The sequence below is a fragment of the Elusimicrobiota bacterium genome (genome assembly GCA_041660925.1).
In the GTDB taxonomy this organism is placed as follows: domain Bacteria; phylum Elusimicrobiota; class Elusimicrobia; order UBA1565; family UBA1565; genus JBAZUV01.
Genome location: JBAZVI010000002.1, coordinates 272,845 through 289,653, shown reverse-complemented (window position 1 = coordinate 289,653; position 16,809 = coordinate 272,845). Strand labels below are relative to the sequence as shown.

The 16,809-nt window shown below is 71.1% G+C and carries 17 protein-coding genes; 4 read left to right on the top strand and 13 right to left on the bottom strand.

Annotation, left to right across the window (positions count from 1 at the left end; all coding sequences use genetic code 11):
- Positions 1–18: 18 nt before the first annotated feature.
- The 13 genes from WC969_03920 to WC969_03860 form a co-directional block, all read right to left on the bottom strand.
- Complete coding sequence (locus tag WC969_03920; GenBank protein ID MFA6028984.1) at positions 19–1,320, bottom strand: 3-deoxy-D-manno-octulosonic acid transferase; 1,302 nt, start codon at positions 1,318–1,320, stop codon at positions 19–21.
- Positions 1,317–1,979, bottom strand: coding sequence for a lysophospholipid acyltransferase family protein (locus WC969_03915; GenBank protein MFA6028983.1), 663 nt, complete (start codon positions 1,977–1,979; stop codon positions 1,317–1,319). The genes WC969_03920 and WC969_03915 overlap by 4 nt, the downstream gene beginning before the upstream one ends.
- 102 nt (positions 1,980–2,081) lie before the next feature.
- On the bottom strand, positions 2,082–2,675 hold the full coding sequence (locus tag WC969_03910) for a hypothetical protein (GenBank protein MFA6028982.1): 594 nt from the start codon (positions 2,673–2,675) through the stop codon (positions 2,082–2,084).
- Between the two features lie 9 nt (positions 2,676–2,684).
- On the bottom strand, positions 2,685–3,695 hold the full coding sequence (gene secF, locus WC969_03905; protein MFA6028981.1) for a protein translocase subunit SecF: 1,011 nt from the start codon (positions 3,693–3,695) through the stop codon (positions 2,685–2,687).
- A 10-nt stretch (positions 3,696–3,705) separates the two neighbouring features.
- Positions 3,706–5,133 carry a protein translocase subunit SecD gene (gene secD / locus WC969_03900; GenBank protein ID MFA6028980.1) on the bottom strand — a complete coding sequence of 476 codons (1,428 nt, stop codon included), beginning with the start codon at positions 5,131–5,133 and terminating at the stop codon, positions 3,706–3,708.
- A 22-nt stretch (positions 5,134–5,155) separates the two neighbouring features.
- Positions 5,156–5,464, bottom strand: coding sequence for a preprotein translocase subunit YajC (gene yajC / locus WC969_03895; GenBank protein MFA6028979.1), 309 nt, complete (start codon positions 5,462–5,464; stop codon positions 5,156–5,158).
- 92 nt (positions 5,465–5,556) lie between these two features.
- Positions 5,557–6,705, bottom strand: a complete 1,149-nt coding sequence (tgt, locus tag WC969_03890) for a tRNA guanosine(34) transglycosylase Tgt (protein ID MFA6028978.1) — start codon at positions 6,703–6,705, stop codon at positions 5,557–5,559.
- Positions 6,702–7,739: a tRNA preQ1(34) S-adenosylmethionine ribosyltransferase-isomerase QueA gene (gene queA, locus WC969_03885; GenBank protein ID MFA6028977.1), complete on the bottom strand. Its 1,038-nt coding sequence runs from the start codon at positions 7,737–7,739 to the stop codon at positions 6,702–6,704. The genes tgt and queA overlap by 4 nt, the downstream gene beginning before the upstream one ends.
- Positions 7,736–8,932 (bottom strand): SpoIID/LytB domain-containing protein, encoded by a 1,197-nt coding sequence (locus tag WC969_03880; protein ID MFA6028976.1) that lies wholly within the window; start codon positions 8,930–8,932, stop codon positions 7,736–7,738. Before WC969_03880 ends, queA begins: the two co-directional genes overlap by 4 nt.
- On the bottom strand, positions 8,929–9,957 hold the full coding sequence (gene ruvB / locus WC969_03875) for a Holliday junction branch migration DNA helicase RuvB (protein ID MFA6028975.1): 1,029 nt from the start codon (positions 9,955–9,957) through the stop codon (positions 8,929–8,931). The genes WC969_03880 and ruvB overlap by 4 nt, the downstream gene beginning before the upstream one ends.
- A complete protein-coding gene (gene ruvA, locus WC969_03870; protein MFA6028974.1) occupies positions 9,954–10,571 on the bottom strand; it encodes a Holliday junction branch migration protein RuvA in 618 nt (205 codons plus the stop codon). The genes ruvB and ruvA overlap by 4 nt, the downstream gene beginning before the upstream one ends.
- Positions 10,568–11,086 (bottom strand): crossover junction endodeoxyribonuclease RuvC, encoded by a 519-nt coding sequence (gene ruvC, locus WC969_03865; protein MFA6028973.1) that lies wholly within the window; start codon positions 11,084–11,086, stop codon positions 10,568–10,570. The genes ruvA and ruvC overlap by 4 nt, the downstream gene beginning before the upstream one ends.
- 4 nt (positions 11,087–11,090) lie before the next feature.
- Positions 11,091–11,843, bottom strand: coding sequence for a YebC/PmpR family DNA-binding transcriptional regulator (locus tag WC969_03860; protein MFA6028972.1), 753 nt, complete (start codon positions 11,841–11,843; stop codon positions 11,091–11,093).
- A gap of 151 nt (positions 11,844–11,994) precedes the next feature.
- Between WC969_03860 and WC969_03855 the strand changes: the two genes are divergently transcribed.
- The 4 genes from WC969_03855 to WC969_03840 are packed head-to-tail and all read left to right on the top strand — an operon-like array spanning position 11,995 to position 16,802.
- Positions 11,995–12,948, top strand: a complete 954-nt coding sequence (locus WC969_03855; protein MFA6028971.1) for a glycosyltransferase family 2 protein — start codon at positions 11,995–11,997, stop codon at positions 12,946–12,948.
- A 1-nt stretch (position 12,949) separates the two neighbouring features.
- Positions 12,950–14,236 (top strand): radical SAM protein, encoded by a 1,287-nt coding sequence (locus WC969_03850; GenBank protein MFA6028970.1) that lies wholly within the window; start codon positions 12,950–12,952, stop codon positions 14,234–14,236.
- A complete protein-coding gene (locus tag WC969_03845; protein MFA6028969.1) occupies positions 14,233–15,039 on the top strand; it encodes a class I SAM-dependent methyltransferase in 807 nt (268 codons plus the stop codon). The genes WC969_03850 and WC969_03845 overlap by 4 nt, the downstream gene beginning before the upstream one ends.
- Complete coding sequence (locus tag WC969_03840; protein MFA6028968.1) at positions 15,036–16,802, top strand: hypothetical protein; 1,767 nt, start codon at positions 15,036–15,038, stop codon at positions 16,800–16,802. The genes WC969_03845 and WC969_03840 overlap by 4 nt, the downstream gene beginning before the upstream one ends.
- Positions 16,803–16,809: the final 7 nt, after the last annotated feature.

The window sequence follows — 16,809 nt, the reverse complement described above, 5'->3', positions numbered from 1 at the left end:
GCGATAATCCTTCGAGAACTACGGCTTGATGGACAGAAGCGGTTCGAGATGCTCGAGCGTCCGTTGGGTGGCGCCGGAGAACTGCTCGGCGGCGAGCTTGGCGCCCTGGCCGGCGACCGCCCTGCGCACGGGGGACTCGAGCCACTCCTCGAGCTTCGCGGCGAGCTCGCCGGAGGAGCGCACGACGCAGCCGCCGCCCGTCTTCACGAGCATCTCGGCCGGCTCCGGGATGCCCTCCGTATGGGGACCGAAGAGCACCGGGGAGCCCAGGCGGGCGGGTTCCAGGAGGTTGTGGCCCCCGACGGGGACGAGGGTGCCGCCCACGAAGGAGGCCAGCGCCCAGCTGTAGAGCCCTCCAAGGACGCCGAGGCGGTCGACGAGAAGGCACCCCACGCCCTCGGGCGCCGCTCCGGGCCCCTCGCCGAGCTCGCTCCAGCGCACGTAGGGGATCCCGGCGGCCTCCAGGAGACCGGCCGCCTCCCCGCAGCGCTCGGGATGGCGCGGCGCGAGCACGAGGCGCAGGGCGGGACGGCGCCCGGCGGCCTCGCGGTGGGCGTCGAGGAGGACCTTCTCCTCGCCCGGCCGCGTGCTGCCGGCCACCCAGACCGGAGCGCCGGTCCAGCCCAGCCGGGCGAAGATCCCCGCCGCCGCGGCGCGCGCCTCCTCGGAGGCGGGAGCGCCGTCGTATTTCATGTTCCCGCAGGAGCGCAGCGCCTCGGGAGCGACCCCGAGCGCGCGGAAGCGCGCGGCGTCCGCCTCGCTCTGAGCGGCCACCCGCTCGAAGCGCCGCAGGAGCGAGGTGAAGAGCCCCCGGAGCGCGAGGTAGCGCCGGTGCGCGCGCGCGGTGATGCGGCCGTTGACGACGCCCATGCGAGCGCCGGACCAGGCGGCCGCGCAGAGGGTCATCGGCCAGAGCTCGCTCTCGACGAGGACGAGGACCCGGGGGCGGGAGCGCAGGAGGAAGAGGGCGACGCAGGGAAGGAAGTCGGCGGGCGCCAGCGCCGCCGCGTCCACGCCGGGGAGCGCGCGCGCCTTCGCGCGCCCCGTCGCCGTCGAGCAGGTCATGAGCACGCGCGCGCGCTCGGGCCGCTCGGAGAGGGCCTTGAGCAGCGGCGCCGCGGAGAGCGTCTCGCCGACCGAAGCGGCGTGCACCCAGAGCAGGGGACGGCCGTCGTCCTCGGGCGGCGTCACGACGCCGAGCCGCTCGAGGACGTCCGCGCGCGTCTCGTCGAGCGCGCGGGCGCGGCCGCTCCAGGCGAGCTTGAGGAGGATGAGCAGCGCGACGAACGGATAGATGAGCTGATAGACGAGGAGTCTCATCGCAGGTCCTCCTCGCAGCGCCGCGTCGTCTCCTCGAGCGCGCGCTCGAGCTCGGCCGCCTTGGCCGCGAGGTCGTCGCCGGGGGCCACGCGGACGGGCGCGCCCAGGCGCACGCTGATGCGGGAGAAGGGAAGCGGCAGGAGGAAGCGGTCCCACGAGCGCGTGAACTCGCGCCGGCGGGTCGTCGCGTTCGCGATCGGGACGATGGAACGGCCGGACTTCTGCGCGAGGTAGAGGACCCCGGGCTTGACGCTCCGCGCGGGGCCCTTCGGGCCGTCGGGGGTGATGGCGACGGTGACGCCGGCGGCGAGCAGGTCGAGGAGCTCCCGGGCGGCCGAGGCCGCGCCGCGCGAGGAGGAGCCCCGCACCGTCGCCAGCGGCATGAGGGAGAGGGCCTTCGCGATGAGCTCGCCGTCGCGGCTGCGGCTGACGAGCGTCGTGACCCCTCGGCCCCGGTGCGTCCAGGCGAAGAGTATCTGGCGCTGATGCCAGAAGGCGTAGATGACGGGCTCCCCGCGCTCCTCGAAAGGACGCACGTGCTCGAGTCCGTGCCAGCAGACGCGGGAGGTGAGGCCGATGAGGCGGATCCAGGCGGCGGCCAGATACGGCGCCAGCGTCCGCAAGGGCCCGTGGAATTCGGAGCGCCAGGGGATCCTCAACAGCCGCGTCCGCGTCCCGGCGCCCCCGGAGGGAGTCCCTGAGTCAGACATTTTGTTCTTGACGGAGAAAAAGCGACAGGGGAGCCCGCGGAGGGGTCCCCGTCACTTCTTCTTCGCGGGGTCGGCTTTGGCTGAGCGCCGGCCGCGCGGACGAGCGATCCAGCTCAGGCAGAACGCCGCCGAGCACTCCGGCCGCAGGGTCCCGGAGGAGAGCTCCACGCGGATCTTGGCGGCGCTGAGCTTCTCGAGGAGGAAGGCGAGAGCGTCGGGGTCGAGGACGTAGTGGATGGGGCTGAGGTCGCAGCGCTCGTCCTCGACCTCCTCCGCGATGAGGCCGATGACGAAGCGCACGCCCTCTTCGAGCGCGACCTTGCGCAGGCACTCGGCGAGCTTCGCGTGCCGGGCGCCGGACTCGCGCTGCTCCGCGAGGTAGGCGTCGGCGTCCGGGCCGAGGGTGACGAGCCCGATCGTGTGAGCGAGGCCCGGGAGGGGGGAGAGCGCGGCGGTGTCCGTGCTGTCGGCGCCGAAGCTTTCGAAGACCACGGAGGGCTCCAGGCGCGCGCCGAAGCCCTTCAGGTGCTTCTCGAAGAGGGACTCGTCGTCGAGCCCGAGGCCCGGCAGGTCCGCCGCACGGCGCAGGCGCCGGCGCAGTTCCCGCGCGTGCAGCGCGAGGCGGAACCCGCGGATCTTGCGCACGGAGGCGCCCTACTTGTTCCTGCGCCGCCGCTCGGCGCGGGAGCTCTGGGGGCCCTTCGGCGCTTCCGACGGGCTCGGAGCGGGCGGCAGGTCGCCGGCGGCGGGTGCGGAGCCCTCCGCCGCGCGCTCGCCGTGTCCGACCTCGAACTGATAGACGAGCGGGGCCGCGATGGCGACGCTCGAGTAGCAGCCGAGGATGGTGCCCCAGGTCATGCCCATGGCGAAGTCGTGGATGACGGGGCCGCCGAAGATGTAGAGCGCCACGACCGCGATGAGCACCGTCAGGACCGTGATCACGGTCCGGGAGAGCGTCTCGTTCATGCTCTGGTTGATGACCTGCCCGAGGTTCTCCTTCCGGTAGATGCGCATCTTCTCGCGCATCCGGTCGAAGACGACGATGGTGTCGTTGATGGAGTAGCCGGCCAGGGTGAGGATGGCCGCCACCAGGGTCAGGTTGAACTCGCTGCGCATGAACGAATAGAAGGCGAACAGGAACAGGACGTCGTGGACCAGCGAGAGCACGCCCGCCAGGCCCCAGACGAGGTTGTTGAAGCGGAAGGCCACGTAGACCACGATGCCCAACAGCGAGAGCACGATCGCCAGCAGGGCCTGCCGGAAGAGGTGCTTGCCGACCGCCGGCCCGACGTAGTCCTTCTGGTCGATGCGGAACTTGTTGTCGGGACGCGCCGCCTGCAGCTCCGCGAGGAACTTGTCGACGCTCTCGGCCGAGCCCTCTCCTTCGCCCTTGATGCGGATGGTGAAGGTGTTGGTCCCGGTGAACTGCTGGATGCCCGCGTCCTTGCTCGCGGTCTTCTCCGCGTCGAGGCGCACCTCGTGGATGGCGACGGGCTTCTCGTAGGTGATCTGCGTCACGTTGCCGCCGGTGAACTCGATGCCGTAGTTCAGGCCGCGCACGGCGAGAACGACGACGGACAGGATCGTGATGATCCCGGAGACCGCGAAGAACTTGTAGCGGTTTCCGATGAAGTCGATGTGGGTCCGCTGGTGGAAGAATTCCATGTCGGGCTCCTTATCCGATGTGCAGCTTGTCCACGCCGCGGTTGGCCAGGTAGGCGTGGAACATCATGTGCGTGACCGTGATGGCCGTGAACATGCTGCAGAGCAGGCCGAGGGTCAGCGTCACGGCGAAGCCCTTGATGGGGCCGGTGCCGAACTGGAACAGGAACACCGCCGAGATGAGCGTCGTCAGGTTCGAGTCCAGGATGGCCGAGAAGGCGCGGTCGTAGCCCGCGTCCACGGCGATGCGAACGGGCTTGCCCGCGCGCAGCTCCTCGCGGATGCGCTCGTAGATCAGCACGTTGGCGTCCACGGCCATGCCGGCGGTGAGCAGGATGCCGGCGATGCCGGGCAGGGTGAGCGTCGAGCCGAAGTAGGCCATCATCGCGAGCAGGAAGAGCAGGTTCAGGAAGAGCGCGAAGTTGGCGAACACGCCGGCGAGCTCGTAGTAGACGAGCATGAAGCCGACGATGAGGACGCCGCCGATGAGGCAGGCGAAGAGGCCGGAGCGGATGGAGTCCTCGCCGACGCTCGCGCCGACGGTGCGCTCCTCGATGACCTTGACGGGGGCCGGCAGGGCGCCGGCGCGCAGGACGATGGCGAGGTTGCGCGCCTCCTCCATGCGGAAGTTGCCCTCGATGATGCCGCTGCCGCCGCGGATCGGGCTCTTGATGACGGGGGCCGAGTAGACGAGGCCGTCGAGCACGATGGCCATGTTCTTGCCCACGTTGGCCGCGGTGAGCTCGCCGAAGATCCGTCCGCCATCGGGCTTGAACTTGAAGGAGACGATCGGGATGCCGTTCTGGCCGGTCTCGACGCGCGCGGACTCGAGCATGGCTCCCGTGACGGGGGCGGTGGCCTTGAGGAGGTGGAAGCTGTTCTCCTTGCCCGGGAAGAGGGCGTCGCCGGCGGGCACGAGCTTCGCCGCCGCGGGAGTGATGGTCGCGGTGCCGTCGTCGGCGTGCGTGAAGGGGTCGCCGAGCTCGGCGATCTTCGTGCGCGCGTCGCGGCCCTTGTCCGTATCGTCCTCCATGCGGAACTCGAGCAGCGCGGTCTTGCCGATGATCTCCTTGGCGCTGCGGGTGTTCGTGATGCCGGGGAGCTGGACGACGATCCAGCGCTCGCCCTGGCGGGCGATGAGGGGCTCGGCCACGCCGAACTGGTCGACGCGGTTGCGGATGATCTCGATGGCGCGGTCGAGCGCGTCCTTGATGTCCGCGTCCTGGGGGAGCTTCGTGACGTCGAGCTCCATGAGGAGGTGCGTCCCGCCGCGCAGGTCGAGACCGAGGTTCAGGAGCCAGCGCGGGCGCAGACGGCCCGCCTCGAGGCGGTCGCGCTCCTGCGGCGTCTTCGAGTACCAGTCGAAGCTGGGGTAGAGCGCGGCGCACGAGAGTACGACGAGGGCCAGGACGCCGGCCCACTTCAATTGGAGTTTGCTCATGTTGGCTCCGTTGGGGCCCCGCTCAGGAGGCCTTGGCTTCGACGGCGGCGTTCTCGGGGCGGACGACCTTGGTGATCGTCGAGCGGGCGACGGTCACGACGACCTTGTCGGCGATCTCGACCTCGACCTCGAGGCCGCGCAGGCCGCGCACGGTGCCGAAGATGCCGCCGCCGGTGACGACGCGGTCGCCGCGCTGGAGCGCGTCGAGCATCTTCTGGTGCTCTTTGACCTGCTTCTGCTGGGGCCGGATGATGAGGAAGTAGAAGATGGCGAAGATGGCGAGGATGGGGAGCATGCTCATGATCGGCGACGGCTGGGCGGCTGGATTCATCGAAGGCCCCTTGGTGTATATATATGACGACTGTTGCGCCGGAATCTTACCAAATAAGGTGGGGGAAGGAGAAATGACGGCCCGGAGGGGGGCTAAGCGGGGGGGACTTCGGGGGCCTGGCGATAGCGCGACAGGAAGTCGCGGCGGGCCTCGGAGAAGCGCCCGGCGCGGATGCTCTCGCGGATCTCGCGCATGAGCCCGAGGGTGAAGTGCAGGTTGTGGAGGGTGAGGAGGCGGTAGACGGAGAGCTCCTCGCAGCGGTAGAGGTGGCAGAGGTAGGCCCGCGTGTGACGGCGGCAGGCGAGGCAGGGGCAGCCCTCCTCGATGGGCCGCTCGTCGCGCCGGAACTGGGCGTTCTTGATGTTCATCCAGCCCGTGCGGGTGAAGACGCGCCCGTTGCGCGCGTTGCGCGTCGGCCAGACGCAGTCCATCATGTCGACTCCCCGGGAGACGGCCTCCCAGAGGTCCTCGGCCGCGCCCATCCCCATGAGGTAGCGGGCCTTCTCCCCCGGCAGGGCGGCCGTGGAGGTCTCGAGGATGTCCCAGGTCCGGGACTTGTCCTCGCCCACCGAGAAGCCGCCGAGGCAGAAGCCGTCGGGCTCCAGCGAGAGCAGATGCTCCGCGGCCGCGCGCCGCAGCTCGGGGACCATCCCGCCCTGGAGGATGGGGAAGAAGAGAGACCGCTTGCCGCGCTCGCGCTCGCGGCGGACGGCCTCCTTGGACGCCTCGGCCCAGCGCTGGGTGCGGCGCAGGGCCTCGCGCGCGGCGGAGTCCTCGCAGGGCCAGGGCACGCACTCGTCGAGGGCCGTCCAGATGTCGGAGCCGAGCCGCGCCTGCAGCGCGATGACGCTCTCCGGGGTCAGGACGTGCTTCGAGCCGTCGTGGTGGGAGGCGAAGGTCACTCCTTCCTCGGTGACCTTGCGCAGGGGGGAGAGGCTGAAGACCTGGAAGCCGCCCGAGTCGGTGAGGATGGCGCCGCCGTAGTCCATGAAGCGGTGCAGGCCTCCGGCGCTCTCGACGGTCTCGGCCCCGGGCCGCAGGTAGAGGTGATAGGAGTTGGCGAGGATGGCCTTCGCGCCGAGCCCGTCGAGGTCGTCGGCGGCGAGCGCCTTCACGGTGCCCTGGGTGGCGACGGGCATGAAGACGGGGGTCTCGACCTCCCCGTGGGGCGTGCGCAGGAGCCCGCAGCGCGCGCGGCTCGAGGGGTCCTTCGCGGTCTCGGTGAAGCAGGGCTCGCTCATAGGACCAGGTTCGAATCGCCGTAGGAGAAGAGGCGGTAGCCCTTCGCGAGCGCTTCGCGGTAGGCGTCGAGGATCCGCTCGCGCCCGGCGAAGGCGCAGGCGAGCAGCAGCGGCGTCGAGCGGGGGAGGTGGAAGTTCGTGAGCAGGGCGTCGACCCCTTTGAACTCGTGGCCGGGCCGGATGAAGAGGGCGGTGCTGCCGCGCAGGGTCCCGGGCGCGCGCGCGAGGGTCTCGAGGGTCCGGGTGGCGGTGGTGCCGACGGCGACGACGCGGCCGCCTTCGGCGCGCGTGCGCGCGAGGAGCTCGGCGCTCGGCGCCGGGACCTCGAACTCCTCGGGCAGCATCGCGTGCTCGCGTACGTCCTCGGCGACGACGGGCTTGAAGGTCCCCCGTCCCACGTGCAGGACGAGCTCCGCGACGCGCACGCCGCTCCCGCGCAGGCGCTCGAGGAGCTCCGGGGTGAAGTGGAGGCCGGCGGTCGGGGCGGCCACCGAGCCGTCGGAGTCCGCATAGACGGTCTGGTAGCGCGCGAGGTCGCAGGGAGCGGCGTCCGGGGCCCCGGCCGAGCGCCGCGTCTTGAGGATGTAGGGCGGCAGGGGCGCGGTGCCGAGCCGGGCCATGAGCCCGCGCACGTCCGTCGTCGAGAAGCGCAGAAGGCACTCCCCGTCGTCGGCGACGGCCTCGACGAAGGCCTCGGCGCCGTCGAGAAGGATCGTCCCTCCGGCCTTCACGCGCGAGGCGAGCGCGGTCCAGGTCCCGGGGGAGAGCTCCTTGAGGAGGAGGAGCTCGACGCGCCCGCCGCTCGGCTTGGCTCCGACGAGGCGCGCGGGCACGACGCGGGTGCGGTTGAGGACGAGGCAGTCCCCGGCGCGCAGCCAGCGCCCGAGTTCGGAGAAGCGCGCGTGCTCGAGCGTCCCGAGGCGGCGGTCGAGGACGAGCAGGCGCGAGGAGTCGCGGGGCTCCGCCGGGGCCGAGGCGACGGCGGTCTCGGGGAACGCGAAATCGTAATCGGCGAGACGGAAGGAATCCGTCATCGCAGCTCGTCGCGCACGACGATGTCCGCCCCCGGGAAGTAGTGGGAGAGGATCTTGCGGTAGCTCTTGGCGTCGTCGGCCATGGCCCGCGCGCCCCACTGGCAGAGGCCGACGCCGTGGCCGTAGCCGCGGCCGACGAACTCCCAGCCGTGGCGGCGTCGGACGATGCGCCAGATCTGGGAGCTCTTGATGTCCGCCGCCCCGAGCCAGGAGCGCAGGTCCCCCGCGCGGACCGTGAAGGAGCGCCCGTCCACGCGCAGGCGGATCTCCTTGAGATGGCCGGAACCGTCGCGCTCTCCGGGGGCGATGCGCTCGAGACGCGCCCCCATCATGCCGCGGCCCTGCAGGGCTTCCAGGATCGTGTCGTCGGTGAAGTAGGCGGTCCAACGCGCGTGCGGGGAGTCGGCGCACCAGCGGTCGCGGACCCCGCGCAGGGGCTTCGGCGGCTTCTCCTCGCCGCCCCAGACCGCGGTCGCCGGCGCGGTGTGCCCGCCGCAGCAGGAGTGGAAGAAGACGTTGAGGGGCGCGCCTTTCCAGGAGAGGGTCTGGCCCGCGGTCTCGCGGACGGCCCGGCGCGCGCGCTCGTCCTCGACGTCGAGCCCGCTGTAGACCTGGGAGCGGTCGTCGTCGGTGAGGTCGTAGCCGAGCTCGGCGTACTTCCCGAGGTTGTTGAGCGCCCAGGTGCGGGCGACGACGGCCTGCGCCTTGAGGGCTTCGAGCGGCCAGTCGGGGCTCATCTCCCGGGGGAGGACGCCGTAGAGGTACTCCTCGAGGCCGAGTTCGTTGACGACGGTCACCGTCCCGCCCTCTCCCGGCTTGAGGAGGAGGTTCCCGCGGTAGCGCCGCGTGCCGACGAGCACGCTGCCGCCGGGGTTCTTCGGCGTGAGGCGCACGATGCCGCCCAGGGACATGTCCCCGAGCCGGACGCCGCCGCCCCGGGAGGCGCGCACCTCGAAGGCCCGCCCTTGCGGGAGGGGATGGGAGCGGCCGTCGCTCTGATCCGTCGCGACGAACGGCGCCTCGGGACGCAGCACGGCCTTCTTGACGCGGCTGAAGAGGCCGATCTGGACGATGGAGCGGCTGACCCTCTCGAGCGCCGCGCTCGGGGCGGCCGGGCCGGACGAGGCGTCCGCGCCGAAACAATGGAGGAGGAGGAGCAGCGCCAGGACTCCTTTGAGCGCGGCGCGCTTCACAGGAACAGGTCGCCGGCCCGCTTCGGGAGGGGGACGCCGAGGTGCTCGAAGGCGCGCTTGGTGGCGACGCGGCCGCGGGGGGTGTGCTGGAGGAAGCCCGCCTGGATGAGGTAGGGCTCGACCACGTCCGTGAGCGTGTCGACCTGCTCGGAGACCGCGACCGCGAGGGTCTCCACGCCGACCGGACCCCCGGAGAACTTCTCGATGAGCGTGCGCAGGAGGCGCCGGTCCATCGCGTCGAGGCCGGTGGCGTCGACCTCGAGGGACTCGAGGGCGCCGCGGGCGGAGTCGAGCCGGATGACCCCGTCGCCCTTGACCTCGGCGAAGTCGCGCACGCGCCGCAGGAGGCGGTTGGCGATGCGCGGGGTCCCGCGGCTGCGGCGCGCGATCTCCTCGGCCCCGTCCGCGTCGGCGCGGATGCCGAGGAGCTTCGCCGAGCGGCGCACGATGGAGGTGAGCTCGGGCAGCGAGTAGAAGACGAGCTGGCCGATGATGCCGAAGCGGTCGCGCAGGGGACCGGTGAGCAGGCCGGCGCGCGTTGTCGCGCCGACGAGGGTGAAGCGCGGGACCGCGAGGCGGACGGTGGAGGCGGCCGGGCCCTTGCCGGTCGTGATGTAGAAGGTGAAGTCCTCCATCACCGGGTAGAGGGCCTCCTCGACGAGCCGGTTGAGACGGTGGATCTCGTCGATGAAGAGGACGTCCCCTTCGGAGAGGTCGGTGAGGAGGGCCGCGAGGTCGCCGACGCGCTCGAGCACGGGGCCCGCGGTCATGCGCATGTTCACGCCCATCTCGCGGGCGAGGATCGAGGCCAGCGTCGTCTTGCCCAGACCCGGGGGGGAGTAGAAGAGCGCGTGGTCGAGCGGCTCCTTGCGCCGCCGCGCGGCCTCGATGAAGACCTTGAGGTTCTCCTTGAGCTTGTCCTGGCCGGTGAACTCGTCGAGCGTCTTCGGCCGCAGGGCCAGGTCGACGCGCTCCTCCTCGGGCTGCGGCGCTCCGTCGAGCACGGGGTTGCGTTCGATGGTCACAGGCGTTTGAGGGCCATGCGCAGGATCTCCTCGACGCTCGCTTCGCGTCCGCCGAGCTCGCGGGCGATGGACTCCACGGCGGGCGCGGATTCCGAAGGCTTGTAGCCGAGCGCGGAGAGCGCCTCGACGGCGCGGGAGAGCGTCCCGGCCTCCGCGCGCCCCGCGCGCAGGACCCGTTCGGGCCCGCGGACCTCGATGCCGCCGAGCTTGCCCTTGAGGCCGGCGAGGAGCTTCTCGGCGGTCTTGCGGGTGAAGCCGAAGACGGCGGAGAGGACTTTCGCGTCGCCCTCGAGGACGGCGCGGTGGAAGTCCGGCAGGGAGCGCGAGGCCTTGTCGAGGTACTCGAGCGCCTTCTTCGCCCCCGTCCCGGGGACGTTCTCCTTGAGACAGAGGAAGAGCTCCTTCTCCTCGCGCTCGAGGAAGCCGTAGAGGGTGACGGTCCCGCCGTAGAGCGCCGCGCTCTCGACGACGTGGAGCGCGGCCTCGCCGCCCTCCCCGCTCAGGCGCGCGGAGGTCGCGCCGTTGACGCAGACCTCGTAGCCGACGCCGCCCGCGTCGAGGACGACCCTCTCCGCCGAGCGTTCGAGCACGCGGCCGCGCAGGAAGGCGATCACTTCCGTCCGCCTCCGATCCGGTCGAGCACGCGCATCCCCTGCATGCGCGCGCTGCGCAGGTGGCAGAGCGCGATGGCGGCGGCGTCCGCGACGTCGTCGGGCCGCAGGACCGCGTCGAGGCGCAGGGCCGAGCTCACCATGCGCTGCATCTGGGCCTTCTCGGCGGAGCCGGAGCCCGTGAGGGCCGACTTCACCTGCCGGGGGTTGTACTCCCGCACGGGCGCGCCGTAGAGCTCGGCGGCGAGGAGGATGACGCCGCGGGCCTGAAGGGTCGCGCGGACGCTGGAGGCGGCTTTGACGAAGAACATCTCCTCGATGGCGACGACCTCCGGGCGGCCGATGCGCAGGACCTCGAGGAGGTCCTGGTGGATCGTGCGCAGACGGGAGGTCAGCGCGGCCGACGCGGGGGTCCGGATGAGGCCGCTCGCGCGCAGCGAAGGGGCGCCCCCGCGCTCGCCCTCGAGGAGGGCCCAGCCCGTGTCCGCCATGCCCGGGTCCACGCCGAGGACGCGCATCCGCTTACTTGGCGAGGGCGTCGAGGACGCTGTCGGGGATGTCGAAGTTCGCGTAGACGTGCGAGACGTCGTCGTGCGCGTCGAGGCCCTCCATCAGCGCGAGGACCTTCGGGGCCAGGTCGGCGCCGACGGGGACGCGCGTCTTGGCGAGCATCGTGATCTCGGCGGACTCCGGCGTGAGGCCCTTGGCCTTGAGGCCGTCGAGCACGGCCTGGAAGTCCTGCGGCGGGGTCACGACCTCGAAGACCTCGGAGTCGTCGGACTTCATGTCCTCGGCGCCGAGGTCGAGGACCAGGGACATGAGGTCGTCCTCGGAGGTCTTCGAGCGGGGGACGGCGATGAGGCCCTTCTTCTCGAAAAGGAAGGCGACGCAGCCGGACTGGCCCATGCTGCCGCCGTTGTTCTCGAAGATCTTGCGGACCTCGTTGGTGGAGCGGTTGCGGTTGTCGGTGGTGCCGTCGGCGAGGATGGCGACGCCGCCGGGGGCGTAGCCCTCGTAGGAGAGCTCCTCGAACGTCGAGCCCGGCAACTCGCCGGTGCCCTTCTGGATGGCGCGCTTGACGTTCTCGGCCGGCATGTTCGCCGCCCGGGCGTCGTCGACGGCCTTGCGCAGGCGGGGGTTGCCCTCGGGGCTGCCGCCGCCGATCTTGGCCGCGATCGTGATCTCGCGCACGATGCGGGTCCAGACCTTGCCGCGCTTCGCGTCGACCAGCGCCTTCTTGTGCTTGATGCCGGCCCAGTGGGAATGTCCGCCCATCGAATCCTCCGTGGGAATGCCTGCTCGTCCCCGAACAGCGCCGCTATTGTAGGAAAATTCCCATGGATATACTAAGGGTACCTTGAAGTTCCGCGCGCGTACGCGGGCGGCGCGCTGGCGTGCGCGCGCGAAGATGGCTATAATCCCGCGCATGGAGAAGCTTTCGGTCGTCGTCCCCGCGTACAACGAGCAGGAGGTCCTTCCCGAGTTCCACCGCCGGCTCTCGGCGGCGCTCGAGGGTCTGGGCCTCGAGGCGGAGATCCTCTTCGTCGACGACGGAAGCCGCGACGCGACCGCCGCGGTCCTCGCGGGCCTGCGCGAGCGCGACCCGCGCGTGCGCGTGCTGCGCTTCTCGCGAAACTTCGGGCACCAGATCGCCATCACCGCCGGACTCGACCACGCCGTCGGCGACGCGGCCGTCGTCATCGACGCGGACCTCCAGGACCCGCCCGAGACCCTCCGCGACATGGTCGCGCGCTGGCGCGAGGGCTTCGACGTGGTCTATGCGGTGCGCTCTCAGCGCGAGAGCGAATCCTTCTTCAAGCGCGCGACCGCGGGGCTCTTCTACCGGCTCCTGCGCTCCATGACCGACGTCGACCTGCCGGTGGACGCCGGAGACTTCCGCCTCCTCAGCCGCCGGGCGTACAAGGAGCTCAACGCGATGCGCGAGCGCCACCGCTACGTGCGCGGCCTGGCCAGCTGGCTCGGCTTCCGCCAGGGCTCGGTGACCTACCGCCGCGAGGCGCGCTTCGCCGGCGAGACCAAGTACCCCCTGCACAAGATGCTGCGCTTCGCGCTCGACGCGATCGTCTCCTTCTCCGAGAAGCCGCTGCGCCTGGCGACCTACCTCGGCTTCAGCGCCTCGCTCGTGAGCCTCCTCTCCATCGTGTACTTCCTCGTCTACAAGCTCTTCCCGGACTTCGTCGGCTTCCCGCCGCTCCCGCCCGGCACCACCGCCGCGATCGTCGCCATCTTCTTCCTGGGCGGCGTCCAGCTCATCTGCCTCGGCATCATCGGGGAGTACCTCGGCCGCCTCTACGAGGAGTCCAAGCGGCGCCCGCTCTACGTGCTCGACGACTCCGAGCCGCGCCCAGAACCGCGCTGACGTGTTCTCCTTCCAGACCAAGCTCTCGATGCTGCGGGCCGTCCTCACCAAGGACGCGCCCTTCTACATCCAGTACTACATCGACTCGCGCTGCAACCTGATGTGCCGGCAGTGCAACATCGTCGAGGCGAACGCCGACGCGCCCGAGGCGGACCTCGACGGCGTGCGCCGCATCGCCGACAACCTGCGCGCCGTCGGCGCCGGCGTCGTGCTCCTGACGGGGGGGGAGCCGTTCCTGCGCCCCGACCTCCCCGACATGGTCCGGGTCTTCCGCGAGCGCGGCCTCGACGTGCGCCTCCAGACCAACGGGATGCGGATGGCGACCCCCGAGCGGCTGAAGGCCTGCGTCGACGCGGGCGCGCGCGACATCAACGTCTCGCTCGACTCCCTCTACCCCGACAAGCAGGACTACATCAACAGCGTCCCGGGCTCCTGGGAGCCGGCCCTGCGCACGGTCGCCGACATCTCGAGGATCTTCCCGACGAAGGGCTCGATCTGCAGCTTCGGCTGCGTCCTCTCGCGCTACAACTTCCGCGAGATCCCGCATCTCCTCGAGTTCGCGACCCGCATCGGCTGGCACCTCTCGCTGGTCCCCGTGCACATCACGCGGCCCGACCTGCCGATGGGCTTCCGCTCCTACGACGCGCGCTTCAACTTCCGCCCCGAGGACCTCCCGGCGCTCGACGCCGTCTTCGAGCGCCTCTACGCGATGAAGCGCGAGGGCTTCCTCCTCTTCGACTCCTTCACCTTCCTGCGAAGCGCGCAGAACTTCATCCGCACGGGGACGCCGACCTGGCGCAAGGACGGGGTGTGCGACAGCCCGCACCTCTACTTCGCGGTGCGGCCCAACGGAGACTTCGCGGTCTGCTGCGACCATCGCCTCAAAGGGGAGCGGGTGAGCCTCCTCGACCCGGACTTCCCGGAGGTCTTCCGCAGCCGCGCCTTCCGCGAGCGCGTCGCGGCCCAGACGGGCCCCTGCGGCGGCTGCCATTACGGGAGCTACCCGGAGATGACCATCTCGGTGCGCGACCCGCAGGCGCTCTGGGAGCGCTTCCTCCTGAACTTCAAGGCGGAGCGCAAGAGCATCCGGCCCGTGAGCGCCGACGAGCTCCTCGCCCTCGCGCGGGGGATCCGCGAGGCCCATCCCGAGGTCTACGACCTGCGGGCGCATCCCGAAGAGGGGAACAATCCCGTCATCCTCCGCTGGGAGGACCCGAAGGGCCGCGCCGAGCTCATGAAGGAGTACGCCGAGGAGCGCCTGCGCGAGGGCCGCGTGAGGGCTCCATGAGCGTCGACGAGGGACGCGTCCGCCGCGAGGCCGAGTTCCACGACCGCTGGGCGCGCTCCATCGAGCTCGACGCCCTGCCCGTGCTGGAATCCTTCGAGGCCGCCACCGCCGTCGAGAACCGCCGCGCCTACGAGCATCTTTCGCCGGTACGCGGGAAGCGTCTCCTCGACCTCGGCTGCGGAGCCGGAGAGAGCTCGGTCTACTTCGCCCTCCAGGGCGCCGAGGTCGTCGCCTCGGACGTGTCCCCGGAGATGCTGCGCGTCGCCGAACGGCTGGCCGAGCGCCGCGGCGTCCGCCTGAGCACGGCGCTCGCTCCCGCCGAGAAGCTCCCTTTCCCCGACGCGCACTTCGACCTCGTCTTCGGCAACGGCGTCCTCCATCACGTCCAGCTCGAGCCGGCCCTGCGCGAAGTCCGCCGCGTCCTGAAGCCGGGCGGGAAGGCCGCTTTCGTCGAGCCGCTCTCGCACAACCCGCTCATCGGGGTCTACCGCGCGCTCGCGAAGGAGACCCGCACTCCCGACGAGCGGCCTCTGCGCATGTCGGACATGGCGGCCGTGCGCGCGCTCTTCCCGGGCGCCGAGCACCGGGAGTTCTGGCTGACCTCCCTCTACCTGTTCATCCATTTCTTCCTCTTCGAACGGCTCTCCCCGAGCAGGACCCGCTACTGGAAGCGCGTCCTCGTGGAGGCCCCGCGCTACGAGCGGATCTTCCTCCCGCTCAAGCGGCTCGACGACCGCATCCTCGACGCCTTCCCCTGGCTCGGGCGCTTCTGTTGGAACACCGTCCTGATGGTGGTCAAATGACACGATGGAGACTCTCGCTCTGGGCGCTGGCCGCGGCCGCGGCGCTCTGCGCGCCCTACGCGCTCTCCGGCGCGTTCCGGCACGCCTGGCAGGCCCACTACCCCGCGGAGGCCTCCGCCTGGGCCAACGACGGCCGCGCCACCCTCCTCGGCCTCTACGGGACCGAGAACCAGGGCGACGAGCTCGTCTACGCCGCGCGCGTGCGCGAGGCCTCGGAGCGCCTGCTCCCCTACGACCCCTTCATCCTCGAGAACCGCAGCCGCCGCGTGCTCGCCGCCGACGGACTCTCCTACCATGCCATGGGGCTGGTCCTGCGCGCGGTCGGCGACATCAATCGCGCGTGGCTCCTCGTGCGCGTCCTCTGCGCGCTGCTCTGGTTCTGGCTCGTGCGCCGCCTCGCCCTCGCGCTGGGCGCGGCCGAGCCGCTCGCGCTCTTCTGCGCCGTCTTCGTCGTGACCTTCAGCTACGCCCTGACCCTCTGCGGGGTCTGGATGCTCGACCTCTCGGGGCCGCCGCTCAAGGCCCTCGCGCGCGGAGCCTGGACGCTCCTCTCGGCGGGCCGCACCGAAGGGCTCCAGCGCCTCCCGCGCCCGGGCGTGACCTACGTCGTGCTCTTCCTCGCCGCCCTGCTCTGGACGCGCGCGGCCGAATCCTCCCGCCGGCGCTGGGCGCTCGCCGCCGGACTCTTCGCGGGCCTCACGCCCTACTTCCGGCTCGACGTGGGGAGCACGGTCCTGCTGGGCGCCGCCCTCTTCACGCTCGCTCACGCGCGCACGCGCCTCCTGAAGCCGCTGGCCGCCGGCCTCGTCCTCGCCGCGCTCGTCGCCCTCCCGTACGCCCTCGTGAACTATCCGCCCGACCCCGAGCTCGTGATGCGCTCGAAGGGGAGCTTCGGTCGGCAGCTCTACCCGCTGAGCCTGCCCTACCTCCTCGGCGCGCTCGCGGCCTGGCGCTGGGCGAAGCGGCCCGCCCAGACGCTCCTCGGCTGCCTGCTCGCCGCGGTCTTCCTCATCCAGAACTCCCAGCTCCTCACCGGAGTCTCCATCGGCTGGGACCACTGGAGCTACTTCGCCAACGTCCTGCTCTTCCTGCTGCTCCTCTCCTGGCTGCCGCGCCGCTGGGCCGAGAGCCGCGCGTGGCTGCCGGCGGCGGGCCTGTGCTGCGTCCTCGCCTTCATCCAGGGCGTCGGCTACGCGGCCATCCACTACCCGTTCCAGGGCCTGCCGAAGGAGCACGACGCGGCGCTGCGCTGGCTCGAGCGCGAGGCCCCGCTCGACAGCGTCGTCCTCTCGCTGGACCCCGAGGTGAACCTCCTCGTCCCGGCCTTCACCCCGTCGAAGGTCGGCTTCAGCGAGACCGTCGCCCACATCTCGGACCTGCCGCTCCTCGAGAGCACCCGCCGCGTGCAGGAGGGGCTGCGCCTGCTCGGAGCCGACTCCCGGCGCTTCAAGAAGGACTGCGTCGACCCCTACTTCTTCCCCGACCGCCGCCTCATGGACACGCGGAGCTTCCCGGCCTGCAGGCTCGTGAAGACCTTCTACTTCCACGAGACGCTCGACGACAGGGTGCAGGCGCTCTGGGCCGAGGCGGCCGCGAAGCCGCTGGAGAAGCCCTACCGCGTGGACTTCGTCTGGATCGGCCCCTTCGAGCGTCAGTTCATCGGGAAGGGCTTCCCCGCGTCGGGGAAGCTTCCGCTCGAGAAGGCGTTCGAGACGGGCGCCGGAGAGCGGGCGATCACGCTCTATCGCGTCCGCAGAAGCTGAGGGGGAC